Here is a 23524-nt window from a genome sequence, read left to right as displayed (position 1 = left end):
TAAAAAAGCATTTTGGGCTCTTTTATGTCATAAAAAAAGAAACAAAAAAACTGAAGAAAGACGGTTAATCCTAAGACGAATTCTGCTGTGCAGAACTGATTGGCTCTTCACTTACGGCTGGTAAAATGTAGACTGAAAATGTAGAATCCAAAAATTAATAAAACAGTCAACGTCATTCAGGCATTAACACAAATCCATTTATAATTTATAATTTATAATTCCCTTAAGGTGCAATTCTATACCTCTCCCATTTCCCATTGATCCATTCATATACCACGCGATCATGTAGTCGTGAAGGTCTACCTTGCCAAAATTCGATGTAATCAGGAATTAATTCATAACCTCCCCAATGTTCCGGTTTAGGGATATCTTGACCTTCATATTGTTTCTCCAATTCCTTGAAACGTTCCTCCAAAAATTCCCGATGAGGAATTTTAGCACTTTGCTCGGAAACCCAAGCTCCAATTTGAGATGCTCTTGGTCTAGATTGAAAATACTCGGTAGATAGCTTTTCATCTACTTTTTCTACATGCCCCTCGATGCGAACTTGTCTTTCCAATTCCCCCCAAAAAAAGGTAATAGAAGCTTTATCGTGATGCGCTAAATCATGCCCTTTTCTCGAAAAATAATTCGTAAAAAAGGAGAATCCCCGATCGATATATTTTAATAAAACGATTCTTCCCGAAGGTCGCATATCTTTCCCCAACGTACTCAAAAACATCGCATTGGGCTCTGGTAATTCGGCATTTTGAGCTTCCTTAAACCAAATTTTAAATTGTTCCAAAGGATCAGGATGCACCTTACTTTCCAATAATTCTCCTTTCTGATAATTTTCTCTTAGAGCTGCTAAATTCATAATTCGAGTATTTATTCCTTATCTTTGTTTAGGCTCCCAAAGCCCATCTAATAAAGATTAAATATATGAAAAAATTATTCCTTTTTGATGCAATGGCCTTGATTTATCGTGCCCACTTTGCATTTGCTAAAACACCTAGAATCTCATCAAAAGGAATAAATACCAGTGCTGTATTCGGTTTTACGAATACCATTTTGGAAGTAATCCAAAAGGAAAAACCAGATTATTTAGGCGTTGCCTTTGACACCTCTGCTCCTACTTTTCGACACATCGAATACACCCCTTATAAGGCTCAGCGACAAGTTCAGCCGGAAGACATTACCATTGCCATTCCCTATGTGAAACGCTTGGTGGAGGCCATGGATATTCCTTTATTAATCATGGATGGTTACGAGGCCGATGATATCATAGGAACCATAGCCAAGAAAGCCGTAAAAGCGAATCCGGATATTGTTGTTTACATGATGACGCCCGATAAAGATTATGGACAATTGGTCGAAGAAAGAATTAAAATGTACAAGCCTGCCTTCATGGGTAAGGGCGTAGAAATATTAGGACCAGAAGAAGTTTGTGCTCGATGGAATATTCAGCATGTGGATCAGGTAATCGATATGCTGGGTTTGATGGGAGATGCAGTGGACAATATACCTGGCATTCCTGGAGTAGGTGAAAAGACCGCTCAAAAACTGATTGAGCAGTTTGGATCCTTAGAAAATCTCTTAGAAAATACGGATCAACTCAAAGGAAAACTACAGGAAAACCTGATTAACTTTAAGGAACAAGGCATTTTATCCAAACATTTGGCTAGAATACTTTGTGAAGTTCCTTTGGAATACGAGGAAGAAAAATTACTCTACACTCCTCCCAACAAAGCCTTGTTAGAACCTTTATTGGATGAATTGGAATTTCGAACGCTGAGAAAGAGAATTTTAGGTGAAGATGCGTCGGCTGAACCCGCTACTCCCAAAGCCAAGGCTAGTCCCAAAGTGGCCGCCAATCAAATGGATATGTTTGGTAGTCCAACCCCAGCCGCACCTGCTCCTTCCAGTACGTCAGAAGATAACTCCGATGAGGAAGAGGCTTCTACTTATCAATCTTTCAATACGCTAGAAAATACCCCTCACCAATACCATTTAGTTCAAGGTGAAGGGGCTATCAAAGGATTAATCACATATTTAGCTCGACAATCCTCTTTTTGTTTTGATACGGAAACGACGAACATCAACGCCATAGATGCCGAATTAGTTGGTATGTCTTTTGCTTATCGTAAAGGAGAAGCATTCTACATTCCTTTTCCGGAAGATCCCATAGCTTGCCAGCAACAACTAGATTTGTTCATAGACCTTTTTGCTAATGAACAGATTCAAAAAATTGCTCAAAATATCAAATATGATATGAGCGTGTTGGCCAATTATGGCATTGAAATCAAAGGAGAAACCTATGACACCATGTTGGCCCATTATTTGATTGAGCCAGAAAAACGCCATAATATGGACGCCATGTCCATGAGTTACCTGCATTATGAACCTATGTCCATCGAGAAATTGATTGGAAAGAAAGGAGCCAAGCAAGGCAACATGCGAGACGTGGATTTGGATTTAGTAAAAGAATATGCTGCCGAAGATGCGGATATCACTTGGCAAATAAAACCCCATTTAGACCAACTTATGGCTACAAATGATAAAACGGTTCAACTTTTCAAAGAAGTTGAAATGCCCTTGGCCAGAGTTTTATCTACAGTAGAAAGAGAAGGTGTTTTATTGGATATTCCTTTCTTAAAGGACATGTCTACTACGCTAGAAAAGGATTCTCATGAGGTTCAAAAACAAATATTTGAATTAGCAGGCGAATCATTCAATATTGCCTCTCCTAAGCAATTGGGCGAAGTTTTATTTGAAAAACTACGGTTAGACCCTAAGGCTAAAAAGACTAAGACGGGTCAATATATGACAGGGGAAGAAATCCTTTCCAAATTAGAAGGTGAGCACAAAATCGCTTCGTTGATCTTGGACTTTAGGGAATTGCAAAAGTTAAAATCCACCTATGTGGATGCCCTTCCCCAATTAATTTCACCGAAAACTGGCCGCATTCATACCTCTTTCATGCAAGCTGTTACGGCTACTGGAAGATTGTCTTCTAAAGATCCCAATTTGCAAAATATCCCCATCCGTACGGTACGGGGAAGAGAAATAAGAAAGGCCTTTATTCCCAGAAATGAAGAATACCAAATACTCTCAGCAGATTATTCTCAAATAGAGTTGCGCATCATGGCAGCCTTTTCACAAGATGAATCTATGTGTGAGGCCTTCAACAAAGGTTTGGATGTACACAAAGCCACCGCTGCTAAAGTATTTCAAGTTCCTTTAGAGGAGGTAAGCTCAGATATGAGAAGAAAAGCCAAAACGGTAAACTTTGGGATCATTTATGGCGTATCTGCCTTTGGTTTAGCGGCTCAAATTGGTATTTCCAGAACTGAAGCTAAAGAAATCATTGACCAATATTTCATTGAGTTCCCTAAAGTGAAGTCGTATATGGATCAAAGTATTACCAAAGCCCGAGATTTTGGCTACGTAGAAACGGTCCTTGGAAGAAGGCGCTATTTGAAAGACATACTTTCTCCCAATATGAATGAAAGGGGCTTTGCGGAACGAAATGCCATCAATGCTCCCATTCAGGGATCTGCCGCCGATATGATTAAAGTAGCTATGATTCAAATCCAAGATTTCTTATGGAAAGAGAATATGAAGTCGAAAATGATCCTAACCGTACATGACGAACTTGTATTTGATGCTCATGTGGATGAAATTGGCTACCTTCGTGAAAGGATTGATAAAATCATGTGTTCTGCCCTAGATTTGGGTGTTGTTATTGAAACGGGTATTGGTGTTGGTGCAAATTGGTTGGAGGCCCATTAACGATTAAATTGTGAATATTTCCATCGCATTATGTACCCGTAACGGGGAGAAGTTTTTAAGAACACAACTAAGTAGCTTTGTTGATCAAACGTTGCAAGCCGATGAAATCATTGTGTGCGATGAAGGATCTACAGATCAGACATTAGCTATATTAGAACAATTTTCCGATAGATTACCCCTTAAAATTCATAAAAACCCTGAACGTTTAGGCACGTATCGAAATTTCGAAAAAGCCTTATCTCTTTGTCAGGGTGATATTATTTTTCCCGCAGATCAAGATGATTTTTGGGTCCCACAAAAGTTAGAGCGGGTTTATACCTATTTTAATTTCCATCCAGAGATTGATGCCATCTTTACAGATGCGCTGTTAGTAAATGAATTTGGACAAACTTCTGGCAAGCAACTTTGGCAATCTTTCCGCTTTAGACAAAAACAGCAACAGGAATGGAAAAACGGTAAATCCTTAGAAATCTTGTTGGATGGAAACCGGGTAACAGGTTGTACCATGGGAATTAGAAAGTCTTATTTTGAGCGTGTTAGTCCCTTTCCAAGCTCTCTTCCCTCCTCCTTTTTGCATGATGCGTGGTTAGGTATCATGGCTGCTGCTGAAAACAAAATCGACTTCATTCCTGCTACCTATGTACATTACCGTTTACACTCCGAACAGCAAGTGGGTGTAAAAGGTAGTGAAGGAAAACCGCCAACCATGGTAGATCGCATGAGTCGACCACATGCAGATAAAGTAGCCCCTTATCAGAAAAGCTGGTCATTTCTTTGCCAAGTTAGAGAAGCAATGCTAGCAAGCAATCCTACTTTATCCTTAGAAGCATTAGATACCAAAATTGACTATTTAGAAAGACGCGCCCACCTTCCCGAAACCCGTTGGAAACGACTAAAACCTACGCTTCACAACCTACTGGGTGGTCATTACCACCGTTTCAAAGACATGGATTCCGAAGCCCTAGCACCGTATTTGATGTTTTTGGGAGATATTTTGGAATAGATATTAGGGATTAGTTATTAGGGATTAGGATTGGTTTTTGAAATCCCTTTCAGTTTTTTTATGATACTTGTTATTATTTTCAATATCTCAGTAGCTTCATTCGTATAATTTTGAAACTCTATTATTACTAAATATTTGGTTTTAAAAAGTAATTCAAGCCAATATAAACTTTCATTTATTTCTTTTTGAGCTACTGACATTTTGTGGATAAAATCAGCCTTAGATTCTGCATATTCTGCCTCTCGAATCATGGCACCTACACTTGTTGAACAACGCAATAATTGTTTAGAGAGAATTTGCTCCTTTTTATCAGATGTTAAATGCTGATAAAGTTTGACTGTATTTATTGCAAATTGAAATGTCTTATTTCAAATATTACTATGATTCATGTTTGATAATTAACTGTCAAATCTCATGAAATATTTTTGGAATAAATAAAGCAAACATCAAATTACCAAGTAATTGATAAAACCCTAATAACTAATCCCTAATAACTAATCCACAAACCGCTTCACCACATTCCCATATGAATCTATCCTGCGGTCACGGAAGAAAGGCCAAGTTTTGCGGTAATATTCACTGGATTCGACATCAACAGATAGAACAGCTATTTCCTCCTGATCATGAGGAGCCTGATACATTACTCTTCCAAAAGCATTGGAAACAAAACTTCCTCCCCAAAACTGTTGACCGTTTTCTTGACCAACCCGATTTACTGAAACCACAGGAATGCCATTAGCAATGGCGTGACTTCGTTGAATTGTCTGCCAGGCTTGATATTGTTCACGATTAATATCTCCATTTTTTTCCTCCAAATCCCAGCCGATAGCCGTTGGATACACCAATACCTCCGCTCCTTTCAAGGCCGTCAAACGAGCGGCTTCTGGATACCATTGATCCCAACAAATTAACACGCCGATTTTGGCAAATTTGGTTTGATATACTTGGTATCCTAGATCACCAGGCGTGAAATAATACTTTTCATAATAGCCAGGATCATCTGGAATGTGCATTTTGCGATACTTACCTAAATAGGATCCATCGGCGTCAATCACCGCCGTGGTATTATGGTACAATCCTGCAGCTCTTTTCTCAAAAAGAGAAGCTACAATAACCACGTTCAACTCCTTGGCCAATTCTCCTAATTCATCGGTACTTGGACCAGGAATGGACTCTGCCAATTCAAAAAATCGAGGATTTTCTTCATAACAGAAGTAAATGGACTTGAATAATTCCTGTAAACAGATCACCTGAGCCCCCTTAGCGGCTGCATCTCGGATGGATTGAATGGTTTTGGTCCAGTTTTCAGACAGATTTTCTGAAACCGACAATTGAATCAAGGCAAAGGATACGTTTTTCATATTGTTTGAGAAGCGCTAATAATGAGATCTAAAGAAACCTTGTTTAAACAATCAAAATGCCCTAGGGGACAGAAATTACCTCCCTGAGTTGAACATGGACGACAAGTAATTTCTTTATTTTCAATGGATGTGAACTCTGTTTGATATGGATAAAAGCCAAAATCGGAATGCGTGGCACCCCATAAGACAAATAATTTCTTTTTTAGAGCAGCAGCAATATGCATCATACTGGAATCATGGGCAATAACAAACTCTGCTTGTTGCATCAAAGAGGCCGAAGCCGCAACCGACGTGCGATTACATAAATTAATTACCTTATTGGGGAATAAAGTATTCAATCGATAGCCATAATGCTCATCCCAAACATCCCCAATCAGAACCAATTGTCCGTCGATTCGCTCACACAATTCGATCATTTTGGGGTAAGATAAAACCTTGGTGATGTACTGAGCTCCAATGGCATACACGATGTATTTACCATGAATACCAAAATCAATGGGATTAACAGCTTGACCGGCTGGTATAAAATAATCCAATCCTTGTCCATCCGAATGTATATCCAGTTTGTGTAATGAATCAAAATAGCGATCCACCAAATGTTTTTTAGGCAGGAGATTGATTTTCTTCTTAACTAATAGTTTTCTTTCTCTGGTAAACTTATCTATTTGATGAGGAATCTTCCCTAACAAAAAGCAAAGTGCATGAGATCGAACATTTTTATGTAAATCCACCACGGCATCAAAACCTTCTTTTCGGAGCTCAGAAGCCAATTTCCATAAATTTCCTTGGTAAGCATGCACCTGATGAACATATGGATTCCCCTCCCACAAATTGGCGTATTGTTGTTTGGTAGCTATATGAATTTCCGCTTGTGGGTATCGACTTTTCAGTGCCCGAATGATGGGTGTGGTTAGGATAATATCCCCTAGTGAAGAAAAACGAATGCAGAGAATTTTGTTCATTGGTCGCAAATAGCCCTGTAAAATTAAGAAAATTCAATAGCCAAGCCTCATACTTTCATTCTTTTCGGTAAATTGCGCACTAATTTGATTGCTTTAATGGAAAATAAAAAACAAGACACCGCCTCAGCTTTAAAAGACATTATTTCACATGCTAAAGAATACGGCTTCGTATTTCCTTCCTCTGAAATTTATGATGGTTTGCAGGCCGTTTATGATTACGGCCAAAATGGTGTTGAACTAAAGAATAATTTAAAAATGGTTTGGTGGAAAGCCATGACCATGTTAAACGATAATGTCGTGGGAATAGATGCCTCTATTTTCATGCATCCACTCATTTGGAAAGCTTCTGGTCACGTGGATTCATTCAATGACCCGATGATTGATAATAAAGACTCCAAGAAACGTTATCGAGCAGATACTTTATTAGAAGATCGTGCCGCCCAATATGAGGCAGAAGGTAAAGCCGAAGTAGGTAAAGCCTTGTTGCAAAAGATGGCCAAAGCCTTGGATGCGGGAGATTTGGAGGCGGTTCGACAAATCATCATTGATGAAAATATCACTTGTCCTATTTCCAATACGGCGAATTGGACAGAGGTTCGACAATTTAATTTGATGTTTTCTACCCAAGTAGGAGCCGTATCAGAAGATGCTAGCTTAATTTACTTACGTCCAGAAACAGCGCAAGGAATCTTTGTTAATTTCTTGAATGTCCAAAAAACGGGCCGAATGAAAGTTCCATTTGGTATCGCTCAAATAGGTAAAGCCTTTCGAAATGAGATTGTAGCTCGAAATTTCATTTTCCGTATGCGGGAATTTGAACAAATGGAAATGCAATTCTTTGTACGTCCTGGCACAGAAATGGAATGGTATGCCGCTTGGAAAGAGGTTCGTATGAAATTCCATCAAGCTATTGGTTTACCAGCTTCCAAATTAAAATTCCATGATCATGAAAAATTGGCTCATTATGCCAATGCTGCCGTGGATATTGAATATGAATTCCCTTTTGGCTTCAAAGAAATGGAAGGCATTCACTCCAGAACGGATTTTGATCTAAAAGCGCATCAAGATTTATCAAGGAAAAAGCAGCAATATTTTGATCCTGAAATCAACGAAAATTACATTCCATACGTGGTAGAAACCTCTGTTGGAGCGGACCGTTTGTTCTTGGCTATCCTGTGTAATGCCTATACAGAAGAAATAGTTGGTGAGGGAGATCAACAAAAACAAAGAATTTACCTTAATTTACATCCAGCAATAGCCCCAATCAAGGTGGCGGTATTGCCATTAGTGAAAAAAGATGGTCTCGCTGAAAAAGCTCAGGAAATTAGTCGTTCACTGAAATTTGCCTTTAATACTACCTACGATGAGGGCGGCGCCATTGGAAAGCGTTATACTCGTCAGGATTTAATAGGAACCCCTTATTGTGTGGTGATTGATTACCAAACGATGGAAGACGATACAGTTACTGTACGTGATCGTAACACAATGAGTCAGGAGCGCATTTCTATAGCTGACCTAAAAGAAAAATTAGGTTATGCTGTATCGATGGAGCGTATTTTTGAAAAATTACTTGTTTAAACACGCAAACAACGATGAGTATGATGACCGAAGAGACCCCAAAAGCTGAAGAGATTTCTGTTGAAGCTAACACACCCACTCCTGTTTCTCCTGTGGAGGAAATAGAAAAAGTGATAGAAAGTAGCGCAGAAATTGAATTAAGCAGTCCTACAGAAGCCATGTTGAGCACAGAAGAGAAAACGGTGGAATATCCGCTTTTGGAAGATGGACATTCAAAAGAGCATTTGCATCGCTTTTTTGGGAAACTTAAAGACTTGGTACAGCATCATGCGGGGCCTGCGGTGTACAAAAAAGTGGATGAATTAATCAAAGAAGCCAAAGAATCTTGGGATAGCATCAAACAAGCAGAGCGACAAGCTGCTTTAGATAGTTTCAAAGCTGCTAATGATGGATTCGAAGAAGGTTTTACTTACAAAGGAGATAGCTTAGCTCAAGAAATTGATGCTGCCATACATGTAATTAAAAAGACCAAGCAAGACTTTTTCCAACAACTAGAAAAAGTTCGTGAGAAAGCATTGGAAGGTAAAACGCGGTTGATCAATGAATTACGCACCCTAGTGGATGCCGATGATAATTCTGATCCAGCGCATGTGAATGCCAGTTTCAAGGCATTCAAAAAAATACAAGATGAATGGAAAACCTTAGGTTCTGTTCAAGGTCCTATGAATCAAACACTTTGGCAGAGTTATCATGCTTTAGTGGATCGCTTTTATAGCAATCGTAGTATATTCTTTGAGTTGTTGGAACTTGACCGTAAAAAGAATTTACAAGCTAAGGAAACCATTGCTGTGAAGTTGGAAAGCCTAGCAGAGATGGTGAAACAAAATGCTCCCTTGCAAAAATTGATGAAGGATGCAGAAGAATTGTTTGAAGAATACAAACATATTGGACCTGCTCATCGTGATGAAAATGAGGCATTATGGCAACGAGTTAAAAAATCATTGGATGTTTTGTTTGAACAAAAAAGACAAGTCAATGAAGCTCAGAAAGCCGTTTATGAAGAAAATTTAAAGATTAAGAAAGAATTAGCGGATTTAATGCACCACCATGCCACTTTCCAGTCTGGTAGTATTACGGAATGGAACCAAGCCTCTAAAGCCGTGTTAGCTCTGCAAGAACAATGGGGTAAATTGAAAGGCGGTTTACCTAGAGAAGGAGGAAAAGAAGTGAGTCATCTGTTCTGGTCCGACTTGAAACTATTCTTCAAGCATAAAAGTGAGTTTTTCGCCAAAATAGATGCCGAGAGAAAAGCCAATTTAGCTTCCAAATTATTGTTAATTGAGCAAGTAGAAGGGATCGTAGCCGTTGGAACAGAGACACAAGAGATTACCCAACAGGTGATTGAATTGCAGAAAAAGTGGAAAGAGATAGGTCATGTACCTGAGAAGCAAAAGGATCAGGTATATACCAAATTCAAAGCCGCTTGTGATGCTTATTTCAATTTGAAACGAAGTAAAGGCAAAGGAGCTCAGGATGAAGAATTTGAAGCAAATTTGGTAGCTAAACAAGCCATTTTATCCGATTTAGAAGCAACATTGAAAGATCCTAGCTTATTAGCCAATTTGAAAGCGAAGAAAGAAGCTTGGGATGCCATTGGTTTTGTTCCACGTAAAAATGTTAAAGACATACAAGAGAAATTCCGCAATACCTGGAATGCAGTGATTGATTTAGCAAGAACCCAACCAAAGGAGCAATTGGCTGCTTGGGGATTTGAGTTAAAATCATTGCCTACGGAGACAGGTGGAGGTTCTGAAGAGCGTAGAAATCACTCAGGAGATAGCCGTAAGAAAATCCAAGCTTTGGAAAATGATATTGCGGTGTTAACCAATAACTTAGAGTTTTTTGCCAAATCGAAAGGGGCAGATAAATTACGTGCTGAGGTAGAAAAGAAGATTGAACAGGCACAAAAGGAATTGGAAAAACTGAAAAAAGATTAAAAAAAATCAAGTTTTTTGGGGACAACACTTGTCAATTTAAGCCTAGATGCTTACTTTTGCATACCCAATTCAAGCCTCCTTAGCTCAGCTGGTAGAGCAACTGACTTGTAATCAGTAGGTCATTGGTTCGATCCCGATAGGAGGCTCATCAAAGCTCAACAGAAATGTTGGGCTTTTTTGTTATAATCGTAGGTCATTGGAATTGCATTACATGTATCAGAGATATAGGTTTTGTAACAATGAGTAAATAAAGAAAAATAAGTGAAATTGTCTTTTTTTATGATTTTTCAAACCAGATTTCATAGTTAATCCCAACGAAAGATTTGAACGAAGCGGTAGGTGGAGCTTTGACAATGCGCAGGGGCAATGTGCGTCTGAGTCAAAGAAAATAGCCGAAAGCGAAGTGAAAATCGGTCCGCTTGCGGATTCGTCTTGGATTAACGAACAGCAGAAAGTTTTTTTGTTTCTTTTTTTTCAAAAAAAGAAATGCCTTGGAAAATGCATTAGCCAGCATATTGCCTTCTAATGAGAGAAAAGAGATTAAATTTAATTGCAAGACATTATTACTTTTCCTTTGTGTCTCATATATCAAAAAACAAATTCTTCTCACAAATCTGGAAATTAATCCATTCCTTTATTGTGCATTTTTCCATGTAAGAGCATCTTGAAAATCATCCATCATGGAAGAATAATTGTGCTGGATTTTTTATCCCAGCCAAGATTTTAAATAGCTAGTGTATTTGCTCATTTTAAAGCATTTCAACATAGATTTCTATCATTAAACAGGTAATTCTGAAAACCGAACTTGTTTATCCCATTTCTCTTTCCACTCTGACTGAAGGGATAATTTCTGATTAATTTTATCCCGAAAATAAACTTCCAGCCAAATTCTGTTATCAAATTTACAAACATCTTTAAAAACCATTTCTGAATGAAAGAGTAACTTGAAAAGAAATTCTTCCTTTGGTTCTCTATGCTTATTAATCACTTGACTAAGGCTTACAGCTGTAATATTCAAATCCCGAGTAAAGTCGCTTCGTTTGGAATAAAGAGTATCCACATAAAATTCTAAGAATTGAGTAAAATGTGCTTGATTGTCATTGATAGTTGAATGTAGGAAATCCTCCATTTTCAACTTTAATTGCATGAGCTTCGCACGTAGAATTTGTTGTTTCGGTAAATTCTTCAATCTCTCTAAACGAGCATGCATTAAGGCAATAGAATCTTGTTCTCTTTCCCTTTTCGTTTTATACCTAGAGTCTATTCCAAAATCGGAATCAAGATTGATCATATTGTCTTTATTCGCCATGTTCGTATCGATTAATAAGATCTAGTATTTCTGGAACTTCTAGACTTAAGGTTACGCCTGTAACATTCATGTTGTATTTAGTAATATAATGGGGAGCAATTGAACTTTTGGGTCTAAGTGAAACACAAGCAAATTCTCCGAATTCTATAACTGCAATTTTAGAAACAAAGGCAATTAAGTTGCCTGCAATATTTTCGTAAATCTTCCTCTCTCCTCTATTTTCCAATGATACACAGAGAAGTCTGATGTGAATTCTCCATTCAGATGGAATTCTTTCTAGTGAAATTAGACCCAGTATATCATCTTGTCCTTTGATGACTAATTTGTATGTCTCCTGCGTTTTTTCTTCCTCCCAATTAAAAAAATAGCGCGTTTTCGACAACAATTTATAATCCTCACTTTCAACGGGTAACACTTCTATCGGATAAATTTTACTTGTTGAAACTTCAACTACATTCATCATACAAGTATACAATAAAGCTTACAAAAAATGTAAATTAAAATATTATTATTTACAATATACGGAAACTTTCAATTTGTGCTCCCATATTTCAATTTCACTAATATCGTATATTTATCTAATTCACTAAAGCCAAGAAAATGATAATTTGAAAATGAATAATCATTCTTCCCTATTTATTTTCCACCTCTAATCCTCCCCTCCTTCCATTGACATAAACGAAAATTGTGATTTTCGAATTTTCCGATTAACATTGTACATCAATCAGCCAATCTTCCTTGAATCAAAAATTCTGAAAAGCTGAAATTTTTCTGTTCTTTAATCAACCAAAAAACATGAATCACTCAAAACCATTGGTTTGGGCTATGCTAGGATTTGGCTTAGCACTCACTCTAGCCTCCTGCTCCTCACAAGAAAACAAGGCTGAAAAACCAGCCATCTCGGTAAATTCCGAAAAAGAAATCATCCAACGTGGAGAATATTTAGTCACCACGATGGGGTGTAACGACTGCCATTCTCCCAAAAAAATGGGGCCTAAAGGTCCTGAAATTATTCCTGAATTATTACTTTCTGGATATCCCTCTGATCGACCCATCGTCAAATTTGATAGTCCATTAATCAAACAAGGCTTTGCCCAACTGTACCCTGATTTAACTGCCGCCGCAGGCCCTTGGGGGGTATCCTTTGCTGCTAACCTAACACCTGATGAATCAGGAATAGGTAATTGGACTGAAGATCAATTTAAAATGGCCTTAACCAAGGGGAAATTCAAAGGCTTAGACCAAGAACGCATGCTCTTACCTCCTATGCCTTGGTTCAATTTCGTTCATCTAAAAGATGAAGATGCTCATGCTATGTTTCAATATCTCAAGAGCTTGAAACCTGTAAAAAATGTGGTGCCATCCCCAATATCACCAGATAAAATGTAAAGCCCCTTGCCTGTAAAGCCCTTGCATGCAAGGGCTTTACAGGCAAGGGCTCTTCTGCATACAAGGGGGACTCTACATACTCAGTAACTCAGGAAATACGAGTTCCTCCGTTAAATAAGGTATTCCAAATGTCCTATGGGCCAATTTTGTTTGAATCTGTTCAATAATAGCTCCTTCGGCCGAAGCTCTCTTTTTTAATATGGGGTCCTTTAGTTCGGGTAAAGCCGATAAACATTGGTTAATCAACCAGGCATAAGGTTCTATACCTGCCCTTCTTAAATCCTCTTGCAAGGCGGCAGCTTCACGCATGGGCGTCGTTTCGGGCAAAGCCACTAAAATAATCTTTGCAAATTCCTTGTCTTGCAATGCCATATAAGGTGTCCGAATTTTATCAGCTGATAAAGAACTGTGTTTTAAAACCTCTTTGTGATAACTACCTGTAGTATCCAATAATAGGAGCGTATGTCCTGTAGGTGCCGTATCCATAACCACAAATTGCCTTGATGCCGAATGAATGGCTTTAGAAAATGCATGAAAAACAGCCACCTCTTCTGTACAGGGTGATTGTAAATCTTCCAATAGTAAATTCCTCTCATTTGCACCTAATTTTGCCCCTTTCTGAGCCATGATTTTATGGATATACAATTGCGTTTCCACTTTAGGATCTATGCGCTCCACTTGTAAATTGGCAGGAATTTGATCCAATTGACTAAGGAAATCGTTAATATGTGCTGCCGGGTCCGTAGTAGTTAATAATACCTTATGTCCTCTTTCTGCCAATAAACAAGCTATCGTTGCAGCGGCAATTGTCTTTCCAACTCCCCCTTTTCCCATAGTCATAATTAAGCCGGAGGTCCTTTGGCCTTGTTCCAAAGAATTTACCAATTCTTTCAGAGATTCAATATGATACTGGGCATGAGGAGAAGAGGCGATCTCTTCCAAAACGATTTGTGATTGCAAAGTCTCATCTAACAATGACCTTAATTTTCTTAGTCCCAATACGTTATAAGGCAATAATGGATAGGTTTTCATCGGCAAATTAGCCAGCGGCATAGGAATCTCTTGCAATTGTTTGTCGGCCAACAAGGCTATTCGCTGGGCAACTGGATCCATTGGATTCAAAGCTTTAAAAACACCATTGATGAGTAATCGCTGATTTTCTAAGCCTAATTCCCTTAATTCCATACTGGTCTTCGCAGCTTCTTTTAAGGAAGATTTTTCCGGTCTACTGACTAAATAGAAGGTAGTCAATTGTGGATCTCGCAAACTTTGAATCACTTTTTTATAGCGCTCTTTACTACTTTTTAAGGCAGAGGAAGGCCCAATACAAGACGCTCCCCCTGGATTATTCTCTAAAAAATCATCCCATGCAGATGGCAATTCAAGTAGTCGTATAGTGTGCCCCGTAGGTGCCGTATCAAATATGACAACATCATACAAATCATCAATTCCTTCCCCGGTAATAAACCTAGAAAACTCATCAAAAGATGCTATTTCGGTGGTACAGGCCCCCGATAGACCCTCTTTTACTTGTTTAATTTCCATTTCACTAGCTACCCCCATCATGGGCTGAATCACCCGATCCCTGTACTCCTCAGCGGACACATCGGGACTGATATTAATCGTAAATAAGGTGGGCAATTGCTGATGCGCCTGAATTTGCTCCCCAACGGATGTTTGTAAAACATCTTCTAAATTGGATGCTGGATCTGTGCTAATTAATAAGACTTTTTTTGCTTGATCAGCTAGTTGAACTGCCGTGGCACAGGCTAGAGATGTTTTACCAACACCCCCTTTACCAGTAAAAAATAAATATTTGGTATATGAATGTTCCATGATTGAGCTTAGCTAGATTGACATAAATTCCATTCAATTTACAGAGCTTTTATCAAGAAAGATATGATATTGGTCAAGCTATTCCTCTTCCAGATGTTTCAATGCTTCTTCTAAATTTTGTTTTAGCCTTTTCCTCAACGATGCCGGTGAAACAACGGTTAAATCATGCGCATACCTCATTAAAAAACTCTCTAATTCTATATTAATTTCCATGTTCCAAGTAACACGTATTTTTTGATGTGAGGAATCCTGGACCTTCACTTGTTGAGAAGGATGTAAAGGATATTTCGTTAAATAATCCAACAACCAATTGTCTGTATCTAAACGCACACATACTATTTCTGGCTTTATTTCTGGATTAATCAAGTTGCTTCGAAGTATTCCCAACATATTTTTGAAATAATCTGGAGGATAAAAATCAGGAGCAAAGCGGAGTTGATACGTTGATTTAACAACCTTCAATTGATCCATACGGTCCAATGCCAATAGGCGAAGAGTATTGATTTCAGTCTTTATAATACGGTCATTCTCTTTCACTTCTTGGATAAGCACATACCAACCCGTATACCAGCCATTATTGTACTCCTTGATCATCAGTGGAATGCCTAAATAGAATTTGTGACGAGCTGATTTGGACAAGCTTTGGTAGGAGAAATGCAAACAATCTTTAGCTGCAATAGCTTCTAAAATAGGTTTAATGTTATCTGACCCTGCTCGCTCACCATCCTTAATCAACTGAATACTTGGCCAAGTATTGATTTTATGGTAAGTAGCCAAGTTATTTTCCAATGTAATTGCCCTTAACTTATTGACTATTCCCTGTCCTGCTCCATCCGTAAATAGATGTTGATTCAAATCAATGATGGAGGCAATCTGATTTAATTCCTTTTCGGAAAAACTTGGGAAAGCAGAGATGTCCTGTCGCACATAGTAAAAACCTAAAGTTGACCTAGAAAATCGAATCAATTCACCCATTTCTTCTTCTATACTAGGGTATCGTTCTTTTAATAATTCCTTTAAGGCACTTACATCCCGACTAAAACTACGCTCTGAGTAAGTGGGGATGTCAAAATGCTCTGATAAATACTGCTCCACGGTGCGAAAATTCACCAGAAAAGCCTTTCGTAAAAATAAAGTGTTGATTTCTTTGAGTCGGTCTTGGGGGCTTAACATAATCAATGTTGAATGTAAAAGAAATGAACTACAAGCTAGTGAAATGTTAGTAAAACGCCAATATTTGGCGGACTATAAATCGAATTTTGGGTATCGAAAAACAAAAAGTAAACAGGTAGATCCCATGAATAACAAACTAGTAAAAATGCTGATGTTGAGTTTGGTCCTAGTATGGATTATCTTATATGCCACAGAAGGAATTGCCAGAGCCCTTTGGCGGCCCTCTCAATACAAGAAATATCGAATGTGGATCTTTGCCATCGTGGTAGTGAATCTATTCATTTCATTTTATCTCATGTTGGCGCCGTATCAATTATTTGGTCAAAGCCCTAGCGATGGATATTTTTCTCTATTAGTTACTGCACATATGAGCTATTTGATTGTAGGATGTGGTCTACATTTTTTCTCTCAGATAGATGAGAAAAAATACTTGTACCAGAATATCCTCCCCTTAAATAAATAGATAGAAGAAATAATGGGGATATTTATCCTTATGGAATAAATCCTAATTAAGCAGAACAGCTAGAATATTCGTGCCGATATGAATTTCTATTTCAATAATTATTGGCTAATTTAGTTCACAGTTCACTGTGCTCCTTAAAATCATGTATTATCCCATTACCTCAGGTTCCTTAAGAAAATACTTCGGATTTTTTCTAGCTTTGGCTCAAGAGGTAAATCTTCTCGACCCTATAACCTATGCTACCAATTGTTCTACCAATTCCTCAAAATGAGGAGGAGAGATTAACGGCTTTATTACAATATAATATTCTTGATACTATATCTGAAGAAGAATTTGATGACCTAACGCAATTAGCCTCTTCTATTTGTCAAGTACCGATTGCATTAATCTCTTTAATTGACAAAGACAGACAATGGTTTAAATCTAAAATTGGCCTTACCATAGAAGAAACCAGTCGGGGTATTTCCTTTTGCCAATACACCATCATGGGTGATTCGGTATTTGAAGTTCAAAATACGCTTCAAGACAATCGCTTTATAGATAATCCCTTTGTTACGGGTCAAGATGAAATCCGCTTTTATGCTGGGGCACCCTTACTCAATCCGGATGGTTATGCCATAGGTTCAATATGTGTATTGGATCGAGTACCAAGGCAATTAACTGAAGAGCAAAAAAAGTCATTGCAAACACTCTCCAAACAAGTCATCAATCAATTAGAACTTCGTCAAAAAAATATACAATTAAAAGATGAGATTGCTTCTTTAGCTAAGGATGCCTTGGAAGTTCTCACGAAAGAGCTAAATTCTTATAAATTAGCATTAGATCAAACCTCTTGTGTCATTATCACCGATGAACATGGGATAATCAAATTTGTCAATGATACGACATGTAAAGTTACCAAATTCAGTAAGGAGGAATTAGTTGGCCAACATAACCGCATTTTAAATTCAGGTTACCATAATTCAGCATATTTTGCCGACATGTGGCAAACCGTTCAAAACGGCTCCATTTGGAAGGGTGAAATCAAAAACAAAGCCAAAGACGGATCCTTATTTTGGGCTGATTTGACTATAGTCCCAATATATGATGAACAAGGAAAAGCCAGTAAATTTTTAGCCATCAAAAGTGATATCACCCGTCAAAAACAGGATGAAGATCAACTCAAACAGTACTTTGATTTATCGAAAGACTTATTGTGTATAGCAAATGTCAATGGGTATTTTGAACGATTGAGCCCGAGTTTTTCAGAAATACTGGGCTATTCGAACGAAGAGCTAATGGCTAAGCCATTTTATGATTTCATTGTAACGGAGGATATTCTTTCCACGCAAAAAATTATTTCTAGCTTGGCCGAAGGAAAAGAAGTAGTCAATTTTGAAGCTCGATTCACCTGTAAAACTGGCGGACATCGAATCTTAAGCTGGAATGCCTCTCTCAATAAGGAATCTGGATTATTATTTGCCACTGCTAGAGATATCACCGAAATCAAATCTCGGACAGAGGAAAATAAACGCCTGTCCTTTGTCGCCCGCGCCACAGACAATATGGTGGTTATTACCGACAAAACGGAAAGAATTCAATGGGTCAACGAACCATTTGAAAAAATAACCGGCTATACTTTTGAAGAATCTTTTGATAAAAAACCGGCTGAACTTGTTCAATATATAGGTACTAGCCTAGAAACCAAAAAGGCCATCCGAGAAGCACTTGATCACCATAAACCATTTCGGGGGGAAATTCAAAATATCAGTAAATCAGGTAAAGAGTATTGGGTCGATCTATACATTAGTCCGATTTATAATGACAAAGGCGATTTAATCAACTACATCGCCATTGAGTCTGACATCACAGAAAAGAAAGAAAAGGACAATAATATTGCCAATTTATTGGCCACCCAAAAAGCCATATTCTACGGGGTAGGATTATGTGTGATTTTTACTGACACCCAAGGTATCATTCAAAACATTAATCAAGCTGCACTGAATTTATTAGAGTACAAAAGTGGTGACCTCATTGGAAAGTCCACTCCTGCCCTATTTCATGATCCAGAAGAAATCAAAAAACGGACCAAAGACTTAAGCTTGGAACTGGGAATTGATCTTAAAACTAGTTTTGACACCTTTGTCCTTAAGGCGAGAAGCACAGGCGTGGCTGATGCCAACGAATGGACTTACATTTCTAAATCAGGGAAGCGAATTCCTGTTTGGTTAAGTGTGACGTGTATCCGACATATCAATGGAGAAATCTTAGGCTATTTAGGTGTGGCGGAAGATTATACGCTCAAAAAACAAGTAGAAAATGAGTTAATTCAAGCCAAAACCCTAGCTGAACAAGCCGTATTTGCCAAAGATAGTTTCTTGGCCAATATGAGTCATGAAATAAGAACTCCATTAAATGCGGTCATTGGCTTCACGGAACTCTTGACCCAAAGTGAGCTATCTACTGACCAAAAAGAATACGTTGATCATATTCAAACGGCTGGGGAAAATTTACTGGTGATTATCAATGAAATACTTGACCTGTCTAAAATAGATTCTGGGCAATTACACATTGAAGAACACCCATTCAATGTCAGAAATACCCTCAAGCATGTGTATGAATTACTCAAAGTAAAAGCACATAAAAATAAATTAGACTTTAGCTTATTTTTGGATGCAGAAATTCCTGATTCCATTATTGGTGATAAAGTAAGAATCAACCAAATCATCATGAATTTAGCAGGAAATGCTATTAAATTCACAGAAGAAGGGGAAGTGCTTATATCGGTTAAGAAAACAGCTGAAACGGATACTACCGTGACTCTTCGCTTTTCTGTCAAAGATACAGGGATAGGTATTGCGGAAACTAAACTAGATAGTATATTTGAGAGGTTTAGACAAGCGGAAGAAAGTACCACTAGAAAGTTTGGAGGAACTGGATTAGGTTTGAATATTGCTAAACAAATGGTGGAACTTCAGCATGGAAAATTAGAAGTAAAAAGTAAATTAGGGCAAGGTTCTGAATTTTACTTTAGCTTAGAATTCAAGAAGACCACTGATAGTAATAATGAATTAAGCAATCAGAACAGTAAGGTAAATAATGAGCTTGGGAAATTGTCAATTTTATTGTGTGAAGACAATGAGTTGAACCAGCGACTTGCCAAAACGGTCATTCAAAATTTTGGTTTTGACATCGATATTGCAGCAAATGGTCAATTAGGCATTGAAAAGCTAACAAAGAAAAAGTATGACCTTATTTTGATGGATTTGCAGATGCCTATACAAGATGGCTATCAAACAACCATTATGATACGGAATGAGCTTAAAATGAATATTCCGATCATTGCTATGACGGCTCATTCATTAGTAGGTGAGCAACAAAAATGCTTTGATATTGGCATGAATGCGTATGTTGCAAAACCATTTAAGCAGTATGAATTATTGGAAGCTATCCAAGATGTGATAAAAAAAAGCAATTTACTCGGAACAGAATCAGAAACGACAAGCTCAATTAATCCCATAGAGGATAAAATAATAGCGATTGATTTTTCTTATTTAGATGAATTGTCGGGCGGAGATGATGATTTCAAAAAAGAGATGATGGAGCTTTTTATCAAAAATGTACCTGAAGATGTAATAGAGCTTTCCCAAGCTATTCAAGAGAAAAATCAGGTTCAAATTAAAAAATCGGCCCATCGCATGAAATCATCCTTGGCGATGTTTCAGCTATCCAAAGGAATTCAGTTTTTAGAATCTGCCGAACAGCAGTCCTTATCTGAAACGATGGATCCAATATTGCCTAAAACCCTTCCAGATTTCCAAACATATATTCAGTCCGTTATTTTTTCATTAAAGCTTTTACTCTAATCTACCTCATACAAAAGTTTAGCAATTGAGAGCATCTTTTCTCCTGTTAGACAATAAATTCACCCAATGAAAGTCCTACTCGCTGAAGACAATGAAATATTAAGAACTTCCCTTTCTTTCTTCTTAAAGAAGCAAGGTTTTGAGGTTAGCCCTTTTAGTAACGGAAAAGATGCGCTAGAATCCATCAAAGATTATGCCTATGATATCATTCTAACGGATATCAATATGCCAGGATTTAGTGGTTTAGAAATAACAGACTATGTCCGAAATACGCTCCAACGGGAAACACCCATCATTATATTCACCTCTTCTACGGTCGAACAAACAGAATTAGATTCTTTTCGCATTGGAGCCAACGAATTTATCGCAAAACCCGTCAGTCCTGCCATTTTATTAATTAGAATGAATAAATTACTGAATAAATAAGCACTACCTCAGAGTTGATGTTAGAATACAGCAAACAATTCTTTTCTGAACTACACCCAGCAGACTTTTTCATCGTGGGTGCTATTTTGCTGTTTAGTGTGATTTCCTTCATACTTTTTATGGCTATTGTGTTGAGTCGCTTGTACCACATCCGACAAGCGATACATTTTGAAAGAAATACGGAAACAATCAATAATCTATTACTAGAAATTCTTTTTAACGACAAGAGCTATTTTGATTTAATGGAAGATAAAATGCTTGTGCGTTTATTTTCCATTCCACAATTTAGAGCTCAATTGATGGAATCAGTGATTAATTTACACCAAAATTATGAAGGTGAATATGCTGAAAGCCTTCAAAAACTTTATATTGAATCCCAGTTAATAGCAGATTCATTTGCGAAGTTGCGTCACAAAAACTGGGAAATTAAATGTAAGGGAATCAAGGAATTGACGGAAATGAACATCAAAAAAGCCTATGAACATTTGGTCGAAATATCCAAATCCAATCATCCTATTTTAAAAATCAACGCCTTAAATGGCTGCATTAAAATCAATGGACCACAAGGCATTATTCACTTAGCCAAACATGAATTTACCATTGATTTATGGACACAATTAAACATTATTGATGCCCTAAAGAAAACATCCTTATTAGATACTCAGCATATTGAACTATTACTTCAGGCTAAAAATAATTCCGTGATTAGTTTAGGTTTAAAAATCATTCAAACTTTCAGATTGTTTGAAAAACAAAGTCACGTAGAAGCCTTATTACAACATAAGCATACCCAACATATTAAAGAGGAAGCTGAAAGTCTATTAGCTACTTTTACATCTTATGGCAAGGAAATAAACTAATATGGGGGCATCTAATTTACCCTTTCTGGTTGAATTGTACTTAGGCATAGCCTTGGGATATGCGGTGACAATCATGTCCTCGTACCTGTATTTGGCTTATTTGTCGGTCAAAGAGTTAAAAGCCTATTTGAAGAGAAACAGTTTTGAAAATTACGAAGTACTTCTTTCCAGTGAATATGCACCTTTTTTATCCATTATTGCCCCTGCATATAATGAAGGATTTACCATCGAAGAGAATGTTAAATCACTTTTATCCCTGAATTACAATCATTATGAAGTGATTGTAGTCAATGATGGAAGTAAAGATAATTCCATGGAAATTCTGCAATCTACCTATGATTTGATTCCTATGGAACTGGATAAAATTGGCTCTATTCCAACAAAAAATATCAAAGGTGTTTATCAATCTCAAAATCCTGCCTTCAATAAATTGATTGTGGTGAATAAAGAAAATGGAGGAAAGGCAGATGCCTTAAATGTGGGGATCAATATATCCAAACATCCTTATGTGGTTTGCATCGATGTCGACTGTATATTGGATAAAGATGCTTTACTGAAATTGGTAAAACCTTTTATGGAAACTAGCCACAAAAGAGTCATTGCAACTGGAGGCGTTGTTCGAATTGCGAATCAATGCATCATTCAAGATGGTCGATTAATAGAAGTCAATATTCCAGATAAATTAATGCCTCGTATTCAGGTATTGGAATATTTGCGTTCTTTTTTGTTAGGAAGGATGGCCTGGGAAAGGCTGGATGGACTTTTGCTCATCAGCGGGGCTTTTGGTGCGTTTGACAAGGAGATCGTGATTGCAGCGGGAGGTTATAATACTAAAACGGTGGGCGAAGACATGGAACTGGTAGTCAGAATGCGCCGATATATGCATGAAAGAAAATTAGCCTATACCGTAAGTTATATCCCTGACCCTCTTTGCTGGACAGAAGCACCAGAGACACTTGAAATTTTCATGAAACAAAGAAGTCGGTGGATGCGTGGAACAATAGAAACTTTATGGGCGCATCGGATTATGTTTCTGAATCCTAAATACAAATTATTGGGTTTAATTAGTGTTCCCTATTGGACATTTTTTGAGTTTTTTGCTCCGTTGGCAGAAGTGATAGGCTTATTAGCTACGCTATATTTTATTTTGGCAGGAACGATGAATTGGCATTATTTCTTCTTACTCATGATATTTGTGTATTCATTTGCCATTCTATTTTCCATACTCACCTTATTTACTGAAGAAAGAACCTATCATAAATACACGAAGGTTGACGACTTCTTAAAACTCTTGGGTGCAGCCTTCATTGAACCATTTTATTTCCATCCATTAAGTGTTATTTCTGCATTTAAAGGCTATATAGACAAGATTAAAGGAACGCATTCTTGGGGTGAAATGACGAGAAAAGGATTTAATAAAAAATGATAAATTATCATTTATAAATGCCTAGAATTTAGTTATTAGTGTTTAGGGATTAGTAAGATGTACGTCCCTGATATATGTTGACCACAAAAGTCAAAATATATGAAAGCGAATTTACATCAAATCAGGAAAACTCGTTGTTACTCGGAAGCATTTAAACGAGAAATTGTGAGTATGTTTGAGTCTGG

General features: G+C 37.5%; 17 protein-coding genes, 1 tRNA gene and 1 pseudogene. 11 read left to right on the top strand and 8 right to left on the bottom strand.

Going from position 1 to position 23524, the window contains the following annotated elements:
* Positions 1 to 223: 223 nt before the first annotated feature.
* A complete protein-coding gene (gene pdxH / locus EWU23_RS00095; RefSeq protein WP_166227590.1) occupies positions 224 to 856 on the bottom strand; it encodes a pyridoxamine 5'-phosphate oxidase in 633 nt (210 codons plus the stop codon).
* A gap of 65 nt (positions 857 to 921) precedes the next feature.
* On the opposite strand from pdxH, the gene polA reads away from it, so the two are divergent.
* Together polA and EWU23_RS00085 are read left to right on the top strand one after the other, a co-directional pair.
* The gene (gene polA, locus EWU23_RS00090; RefSeq protein WP_166227588.1) at positions 922 to 3771 is read left to right on the top strand and encodes a DNA polymerase I; all 2850 of its coding nucleotides are present in this window, start codon (positions 922 to 924) and stop codon (positions 3769 to 3771) included.
* Positions 3772 to 3781: 10 nt separating this feature from the next.
* Entirely contained in the window at positions 3782 to 4774 is a 993-nt protein-coding gene (locus EWU23_RS00085) for a glycosyltransferase (RefSeq protein ID WP_166227586.1), read from the top strand.
* A gap of 17 nt (positions 4775 to 4791) precedes the next feature.
* Here EWU23_RS00085 and EWU23_RS00080 read toward each other — a convergent pair.
* From EWU23_RS00080 to EWU23_RS00070, 3 genes and pseudogenes are all read right to left on the bottom strand, one after another.
* Positions 4792 to 5127, bottom strand: a pseudogene (locus EWU23_RS00080) (four helix bundle protein); the annotation flags it as partial.
* 141 nt (positions 5128 to 5268) lie between these two features.
* Entirely contained in the window at positions 5269 to 6135 is an 867-nt protein-coding gene (locus EWU23_RS00075; RefSeq protein WP_166227584.1) for a carbon-nitrogen hydrolase, read from the bottom strand.
* Entirely contained in the window at positions 6132 to 7097 is a 966-nt protein-coding gene (locus EWU23_RS00070; protein ID WP_166227581.1) for a glycosyltransferase family 9 protein, read from the bottom strand. Before EWU23_RS00070 ends, EWU23_RS00075 begins: the two co-directional genes overlap by 4 nt.
* A gap of 96 nt (positions 7098 to 7193) precedes the next feature.
* Here EWU23_RS00070 and EWU23_RS00065 point away from each other — a divergent pair, with 96 nt between their 5' ends.
* The 3 genes from EWU23_RS00065 to EWU23_RS00055 all read left to right on the top strand — a co-directional run bounded on the left by EWU23_RS00065 (position 7194) and on the right by EWU23_RS00055 (position 10758).
* A complete protein-coding gene (locus tag EWU23_RS00065) occupies positions 7194 to 8675 on the top strand; it encodes a glycine--tRNA ligase (RefSeq protein WP_166227579.1) in 1482 nt (493 codons plus the stop codon).
* 14 nt (positions 8676 to 8689) lie between these two features.
* Entirely contained in the window at positions 8690 to 10612 is a 1923-nt protein-coding gene (locus EWU23_RS00060) for a DUF349 domain-containing protein (protein ID WP_205753033.1), read from the top strand.
* A gap of 73 nt (positions 10613 to 10685) precedes the next feature.
* Positions 10686 to 10758: transfer RNA gene (locus EWU23_RS00055), tRNA-Thr, on the top strand.
* A 632-nt stretch (positions 10759 to 11390) separates the two neighbouring features.
* On the opposite strand, the gene EWU23_RS00050 is transcribed toward EWU23_RS00055, so the two are convergent.
* Together EWU23_RS00050 and EWU23_RS00045 are read right to left on the bottom strand one after the other, a co-directional pair.
* Complete coding sequence (locus tag EWU23_RS00050; RefSeq protein WP_166227575.1) at positions 11391 to 11921, bottom strand: hypothetical protein; 531 nt, start codon at positions 11919 to 11921, stop codon at positions 11391 to 11393.
* Positions 11911 to 12384 carry an N-acetyltransferase gene (locus tag EWU23_RS00045; RefSeq protein ID WP_235942122.1) on the bottom strand — a complete coding sequence of 158 codons (474 nt, stop codon included), beginning with the start codon at positions 12382 to 12384 and terminating at the stop codon, positions 11911 to 11913. Before EWU23_RS00045 ends, EWU23_RS00050 begins: the two co-directional genes overlap by 11 nt.
* 332 nt (positions 12385 to 12716) lie before the next feature.
* Here EWU23_RS00045 and EWU23_RS00040 point away from each other — a divergent pair, with 332 nt between their 5' ends.
* The gene (locus EWU23_RS00040; protein ID WP_166227573.1) at positions 12717 to 13310 is read left to right on the top strand and encodes a c-type cytochrome; all 594 of its coding nucleotides are present in this window, start codon (positions 12717 to 12719) and stop codon (positions 13308 to 13310) included.
* A 72-nt stretch (positions 13311 to 13382) separates the two neighbouring features.
* On the opposite strand, the gene arsA is transcribed toward EWU23_RS00040, so the two are convergent.
* Both arsA and EWU23_RS00030 read right to left on the bottom strand, forming a co-directional pair.
* On the bottom strand, positions 13383 to 15146 hold the full coding sequence (gene arsA / locus EWU23_RS00035; protein WP_166227571.1) for an arsenical pump-driving ATPase: 1764 nt from the start codon (positions 15144 to 15146) through the stop codon (positions 13383 to 13385).
* A 78-nt stretch (positions 15147 to 15224) separates the two neighbouring features.
* Positions 15225 to 16319: a helix-turn-helix transcriptional regulator gene (locus tag EWU23_RS00030; protein WP_166227569.1), complete on the bottom strand. Its 1095-nt coding sequence runs from the start codon at positions 16317 to 16319 to the stop codon at positions 15225 to 15227.
* A gap of 124 nt (positions 16320 to 16443) precedes the next feature.
* Between EWU23_RS00030 and EWU23_RS00025 the strand changes: the two genes are divergently transcribed.
* From EWU23_RS00025 to EWU23_RS00005, 5 genes are all read left to right on the top strand, one after another.
* Positions 16444 to 16782 carry a hypothetical protein gene (locus tag EWU23_RS00025; protein ID WP_166227567.1) on the top strand — a complete coding sequence of 113 codons (339 nt, stop codon included), beginning with the start codon at positions 16444 to 16446 and terminating at the stop codon, positions 16780 to 16782.
* A gap of 236 nt (positions 16783 to 17018) precedes the next feature.
* Positions 17019 to 20627: a PAS domain S-box protein gene (locus tag EWU23_RS00020; RefSeq protein WP_166227565.1), complete on the top strand. Its 3609-nt coding sequence runs from the start codon at positions 17019 to 17021 to the stop codon at positions 20625 to 20627.
* 66 nt (positions 20628 to 20693) lie between these two features.
* Complete coding sequence (locus EWU23_RS00015) at positions 20694 to 21053, top strand: response regulator (protein WP_166227563.1); 360 nt, start codon at positions 20694 to 20696, stop codon at positions 21051 to 21053.
* Positions 21054 to 21070: 17 nt separating this feature from the next.
* Positions 21071 to 21913 (top strand): hypothetical protein, encoded by an 843-nt coding sequence (locus EWU23_RS00010; RefSeq protein WP_166227561.1) that lies wholly within the window; start codon positions 21071 to 21073, stop codon positions 21911 to 21913.
* 1 nt (position 21914) lies between these two features.
* The gene (locus EWU23_RS00005; protein ID WP_205753032.1) at positions 21915 to 23339 is read left to right on the top strand and encodes a glycosyltransferase family 2 protein; all 1425 of its coding nucleotides are present in this window, start codon (positions 21915 to 21917) and stop codon (positions 23337 to 23339) included.
* Positions 23340 to 23524 lie beyond the last annotated feature (185 nt).

The sequence above is a fragment of the Aquirufa beregesia genome (assembly GCF_011090385.1).
Taxonomy (GTDB): domain Bacteria; phylum Bacteroidota; class Bacteroidia; order Cytophagales; family Spirosomataceae; genus Aquirufa; species Aquirufa beregesia.
The sequence above is the reverse complement of the archived record's forward strand: the minus strand, read 5'-3'. Positions and strand labels throughout refer to the sequence as shown.